Genomic DNA, 5,842 nt, shown 5'->3' with positions numbered 1-5,842 from the left:
AAATCTACTGAGTTATGTCCCAGCCTCGTTTCGTTCATTCGCTATATTTTTGATCCCAGTCCTTCAGCCATTGCCAATAATCGTCCGGATGGAGGTCTTCCGACGTCTTGCCGTCTAGCGAGTACGAACTGCCTGTGAGCGGCTAACAAGACGACCGCCAATAACATTCCGATTCGTTTCAACATCGTCTATCCCCTCATCATTTAGCATTTTTTCACATATTCGGCGGATGGATTAACATGTCCTTCAAAACGGAAAGATGAGTAGAATCGTGAAAATCGCGATGATCGCTGTCACGACTTGCAACGGCAAGCCGACTTTGACGAAGTCAAAGAAGCGATAGCCCCCGATGCCGAACACCATCGCATTCGTCGGCGAACCGAACGGCGTCATGAATGCGAGCGAGGCCGCGATCGCGACCGCGACGACGAGCGGAACCGGACTGACGTCAAGCGCCGACGCGAGCGACAAAGCGAGCGGTGCGAACAGGACGGCCGTCGCGGTGTTCGAGATGATTTGACTGAGCATCATCGTCGCCACAAAGATGGCGATGAGCACCCAGGCGGGACCCGCACGGCCGAACGACTCGCTCATCCACGTGACGAGCCACGCCATCACGCCGGCGTTCTCGAGCGCCTGACCGACCGGAATCATCGCCGCGATGAGTAAGAGTGACGACCATTGAATCGATTGATAGGCAACATCCATATGCCGGACCGCCCCCGTGAGCACCATCGCCAAGGCGGCCAACCAGACGGCGACGGTCGGGTCGACCCATTCGAAGACGAGCAACGCGACCATTGCGGCCATGATGATGCCGGCGGCGAGCTGATGCCGCTCCGATACGGCCCGGTTCGCCACGTCGGTCACCCGCTCATTCGCGAGCAGCAAGTGCGTCTCATCCCCGACTTTCTCCAAGTCACCCCATTCTCCTTGGGCGACGAGCATATCTCCCTGCTCGAGGCGAACGTCTTTCAGCTTCGTCATCGCTATCTCCTCGTTCGGACGAATCACGCGCAAGACGTTCAAGCCGTATCGATTGCGGAGACGGCTCTCTTTCAAACAGCGCCCGATGAGCGGGCTGTCGGCCGGTATCGTGAAGACGACGACCCCCGCCTCTTTCCCGTAGACGTCTCTCGGTGAGACGTGCTCATAACGCAACCCTTCTTGACGCGCGATGCGATGGACGTCTTCTTCTGCCCCACTGACGAGGAGACGTCCCTCATGGAGCACCGTGTCCGCTCTCGCGGCGTGAAGGCGATGGGCCAACCCTTTTCTCCGTTCCCCGAGCACTGTCAACCCGTGGCGGGACCATAACGTCTCGCGTAGCTCACGACCGATGAGCGGATGCCCTTTTTGGACATGGAACGCATATACGCTCAGCGGCGGCATCATCGGATGCGACGCGACCGATTCCGGTACGTCACCAACATCCAACAATCGATTTCCAATCACGTAAAAGTAAAGCAAGCCGACCGCGGCCGCGACGAGACCGACCGGCAAGAGTGAGAAGAAGCCGATTGTCTGTCCCCCGGCGCTTCGCAACACTTCGGCGGCGACAAGGTTCGGTGGCGTCCCGATGATCGTCATCGTGCCGCCGATGCTTGAGAAGAAGGCGAGCGGCATGAGCAGTTTCGCCGGACTCGTCCCTAACTGACGGGACATGGCGAGGACGACTGGAATCAAAAGCGCCACCGTCCCCGTGTTCGACATGAGGCTCGAGAGAAACGTCACCGTCACCATGAGAACGAAGAACAGGCGAACCTCGCTCCCTTTCGCGTAAGGAATCATTCCGGCCCCAACCCGTTCGGCGAGACCTGTATGGAATAGACCTGCCCCGACGATGAAGAGCCCGGCAATCATTAAGACGACCGGATTCGAAAAGCCGGCCATCGCCTCGACCGGGGTCAATTGGTTCGTCAATACGAGCGCGAGCAGACCGAGCAGTGCCACGAGGTCTGCCCTGAGCCACCCCCCGATGAAATATACAATCATGATGGCCAAAATGATTAAGGTAATCACGGCGTCCACCCTCCATGTGAAAGTTTCTACAAGGATAGTATACCACCAGTGATGGAAGCGTTATCATATCGGATTTGACAAGTTGTTCAACAAAAAAACGGATGGCATGAGCCATCCGCCATCCATCCTTATTGGACTTCGTTTTCGTTCACCATCGGAGCGTAAAGCTCTTCGAGTGGCTTCATGATGATTTTCGTCACTTCTGTGACGAGCTGGTGCATGCGCTGCTCTTCTTGCATGAGCTCCATGATCAACTCGTTCTGTTGAACGTTCATCATTTTCGTTTGGGCGTCCATCATCTCTTGTTCTGAGATCTCTTCCCCTTGCATCTGCTTCTGTTGAAGCGTCATTTGGATTTCACGGAAGTCAGCGAACAACTGGTTCGCTTCTGCATCCGCATTGACACGGTCGTATAGTGAAGAGAGGTTTGTGAACTCTTCAGAATCGCGAAGTGCTTTCTCCAATTGGTAAGCATGATCGTACAAGTTTGTTTGTGACATGTGACGTCCTCCTAAAAGCTATTAGGGCGTGCCAATCAAATGATGGCAATCAACCCTTGAATCAACCCAATCATACCACCTAATAGCGCCCCAAGCCATGTTATTGCCCGGAACTCCCGTTTTGAAATCGACAAGACGATCTCCTCTAAATACGAGGTGTCGAGCGAGCGGACCTGCTCTTGAACGATTTGGTCAATCTTCAAGCGGTCCATAATCTTCTCCATCTGATCGGTGAAGCGCATGATGACGAGCGTCACCCCTTTCGGCACGAGCTCTTCGACGACGCGCGCCTCGACGTCACGTGTATACGAATAGACGGTCCGGTCGAGTAGACTTCCGACCGGCAGGCGTGTGACGACTTCGGTGACGACACCATCGATGAGGCGCTTCTCAAGCGGCTCATCGATGAACGTCGCGACCGGACGCTCGCTGAACCGTTCGAACTCGCGCGTGATCATCGTCGCCATCCCGGCCCGCGTCGAGCTGCCCCGTAAGATATTGATAATTTCCGGACGAATCATCTCGACGAAGTTCACGTTTTGGATAAAGCCAGCGATAAAGCCGAGGCGGCGTTGGACGAATGAGTCGACCATATGGCGCAGCTGGGCCTCCCCTTCCACTGAATAAAAATACTCTTCCGACTTGATGAGCATCGTGTCGACGATCTCAGGGATGATAGCGCGGACGCGGTCCATCCCTTCCTCGCCGAGAAGCTCATACAGTTTCCGGGTTTTGACGTCTTGGAGCACATGCGTCAATTCGTCCCGGAGTCTCGCGTCCGCCGCAGTCAAAATCCGTTCCTCTGCATCCGGATAGAGCGGTTCGATGAGGGAGCGGACCGTCTTCTCCGACCGCAACATCTTCTCGACCTCGGTTTGGACGAAATGGGTAATGTGACTGCTGATTTGTTCGTCGAGAAGACGCTTGCGCATCCCTTCCGGCGTCAGCAGGTGCTTGACGACGGTCTTCCCGAGGCTTGACGCCAGTTCGTCGCGTCGCTTTGGAATGAGTCCTGGCGTGAACGGGACGCGCATCTTGCCGATATACTTCGGCTCGTGCGGACGAAACAACATTTTGACGGCGAAGAAGTTCGTCACTCCCCCGATGGTCGCCCCGATGGCGATCATGATGATTATTTTCAGTAGACTATCCAAACTGTCTGCCTCCGATCTGAAATATGATACATTGTTGAAGAGGTGATTGTGTTGACTACGTTTGAACGTATTAAATCGATTTTCCCGTCCGTTGTCCATCGGTCGGAGGACGCATCCGGTGACTATGTCTGGTACAAAGCCCATGATGGGACGGTGTTCGGTCTTCCGAAAACGGAACTGACCGAACGCGAGCGACGGCTCGTCTCGCTTTGGGCGACTCCGTTCGTCACGACGCTCGATTCGGTCCAAGCGTTGTGGCATGGCCGACTGTTCGACGACGCGTTCCGCATCGAGCGGCCGTTCCGGCTCTCGTCGCTTGCCCTGCATTACCAGGAGCCGGAAGCGCTCGAGACGTTCGTCGACGTGCTCCGTGACTTCATGCCTTCTGCCGTCATCATCGTCATGACCGCGCGACACATCGAAGTGCTCGAGACGGAAACGCTCGTCGACATGGCCGAGTTCGAAGACGTCTTGCGCGCCGTCGCCGGTGACTTTTATGTCGAAGCGAGCGTCGTTTATAGCGAGCGCCCGCTCGGTGCGCTCGCCCCGCTTTATGCGGAACATCAAGTGTTGCTCCCGCTCGCGAAACGCTCTATTAAAGCTTACCCTGCTAGTCAATTATTATACCATTATTTGTTACAAGACCATGAGTCTTTTGCCGCTCGTCTCCGCCTAACCGAGACAACGCATCAAGCCCTCGATGCGACGGCACGGGAGCTGCTCGAGGCGCTGTTCGCCCATACGCTGAACGTCTCCCATACCGCCAAGGCGCTCTTCATGCATCGGAACACGCTCAACTATCGGCTCGACCGGCTCTATGAAGCGACCGGTTATGACGCGCGCCAGTTCCACGATGCGAGTCTGCTCCAACTGATTGTCACGTTGCACAAATCTGAGTAAATGTTTTTGTGCAACGTGTCCATATTCAATGCAAGCGGTTTCATCGTATAATCGTTCTTGTAAGCGCTATTATACTAGAGCACATTCTCAGGAGGCTAACGACATGGCAGAAATTCAATTGAATCACATTGATAAAATATACGACGGTGGGGACTCGAAGGCAGTCAGCGATTTTAACTTGCACATTAAAGACCGCGAGTTCATCGTCTTCGTCGGACCGTCTGGTTGCGGGAAATCGACGACACTCCGTATGATCGCAGGACTCGAAGAAATCTCGAGCGGCGACTTCATCATCGACGGCAAGCGCATGAACGACGTCGCACCGAAAGACCGCGACATCGCCATGGTCTTCCAAAACTATGCCCTTTACCCGCACATGAGCGTCTATGACAACATGGCGTTCGGTTTGAAGCTTCGCAAGTTCCCGAAAGATGAAATCGATCGCCGCGTCCAAGACGCTGCCCGCATCCTCGGACTTGAAGAGTACCTCGAGCGTAAACCGAAAGCACTCTCAGGTGGTCAGCGCCAACGTGTCGCCATCGGTCGTGCCATCGTCCGTGACGCCAAAGTGTTCTTGATGGATGAGCCGCTCTCAAACTTAGATGCCAAGCTTCGCGTACAGATGCGTAAAGAGATCATCCAGCTCCACAACCGTCTCGACACGACGACGATTTACGTTACCCATGACCAAACGGAAGCGATGACACTCGCGACGCGTATCGTCATCATGAAAGACGGGATCATCCAACAAGTCGGTTCGCCGAAAGAAGTGTACGACAACCCGGACAACATCTTCGTGGCCGGCTTTATCGGATCACCTTCGATGAACTTCTTCCGCGGCACACTCGCAGACGGCAAGTTCGTCGTGAGCGGCGAAGAAATCAACGTGCCTGAAGGGAAGATGAAAGGTCTTCGCGACCGTGGGTACATCGGGAAAGAACTCATCCTCGGAATTCGTCCAGAATCGATCCATGATGAGCCGATCTACATCGATTCGCCGACGACACACACGTTCCAAACACACATCGATGTCGCTGAGCTCATGGGCGCCGAGTCGTACTTGTACGCCGAACTCGGTGGCCACCAGTTCACGGCTCGCATCGACGGACGTTCGAACATCCATATGGGCGATGACGTCACACTCGCGCTCGATATGACAAAAGCGCACTTCTTCGATTCTGAAACAGAGCAAGTCATCCGTTAAAACTAATCTAAAAAAGAAGTGAACCGCTAATTAAACTGTACCCTGAGTAGTAGACACTAAAA

Annotated in this window: 5 protein-coding genes; 2 read left to right on the top strand and 3 right to left on the bottom strand. The window is 54.7% G+C overall.

Features of this window, described 5'->3' with window-relative positions:
• Positions 1-246: 246 nt before the first annotated feature.
• The 3 genes from RT52_RS17935 to RT52_RS17925 form a co-directional block, all read right to left on the bottom strand.
• Positions 247-2,022 (bottom strand): SLC13 family permease, encoded by a 1,776-nt coding sequence (locus tag RT52_RS17935; RefSeq protein ID WP_034814436.1) that lies wholly within the window; start codon positions 2,020-2,022, stop codon positions 247-249.
• 128 nt (positions 2,023-2,150) lie between these two features.
• Entirely contained in the window at positions 2,151-2,522 is a 372-nt protein-coding gene (locus RT52_RS17930) for a YlbF/YmcA family competence regulator (protein WP_024371783.1), read from the bottom strand.
• 35 nt (positions 2,523-2,557) lie between these two features.
• Positions 2,558-3,649: a DUF445 domain-containing protein gene (locus RT52_RS17925; RefSeq protein WP_051690224.1), complete on the bottom strand. Its 1,092-nt coding sequence runs from the start codon at positions 3,647-3,649 to the stop codon at positions 2,558-2,560.
• Between the two features lie 75 nt (positions 3,650-3,724).
• On the opposite strand from RT52_RS17925, the gene RT52_RS17920 reads away from it, so the two are divergent.
• Both RT52_RS17920 and RT52_RS17915 read left to right on the top strand, forming a co-directional pair.
• Positions 3,725-4,576 (top strand): PucR family transcriptional regulator, encoded by an 852-nt coding sequence (locus RT52_RS17920; RefSeq protein ID WP_034803817.1) that lies wholly within the window; start codon positions 3,725-3,727, stop codon positions 4,574-4,576.
• A gap of 103 nt (positions 4,577-4,679) precedes the next feature.
• Complete coding sequence (locus tag RT52_RS17915; RefSeq protein ID WP_034803815.1) at positions 4,680-5,780, top strand: ABC transporter ATP-binding protein; 1,101 nt, start codon at positions 4,680-4,682, stop codon at positions 5,778-5,780.
• The last annotated feature ends 62 nt before the right edge of the window (positions 5,781-5,842 follow it).

The sequence above is a fragment of the Exiguobacterium alkaliphilum 12/1 genome (genome assembly GCF_000714435.1).
Lineage (GTDB): Bacteria > Bacillota > Bacilli > Exiguobacteriales > Exiguobacteriaceae > Exiguobacterium > Exiguobacterium alkaliphilum.
This window is presented reverse-complemented; position numbering and strand designations above follow the sequence as displayed.

Coding starts and splice junctions, on each gene's coding strand:
- RT52_RS17930 (WP_024371783.1), bottom strand. CDS start 2,522: ATGTCACAAACAAACTTGTACGATCATGCTTACCAATTGGAGAAAGCA.
- RT52_RS17925 (WP_051690224.1), bottom strand. CDS start 3,649: ATGATCGCCATCGGGGCGACCATCGGGGGAGTGACGAACTTCTTCGCC.
- RT52_RS17915 (WP_034803815.1), top strand. CDS start 4,680: ATGGCAGAAATTCAATTGAATCACATTGATAAAATATACGACGGTGGG.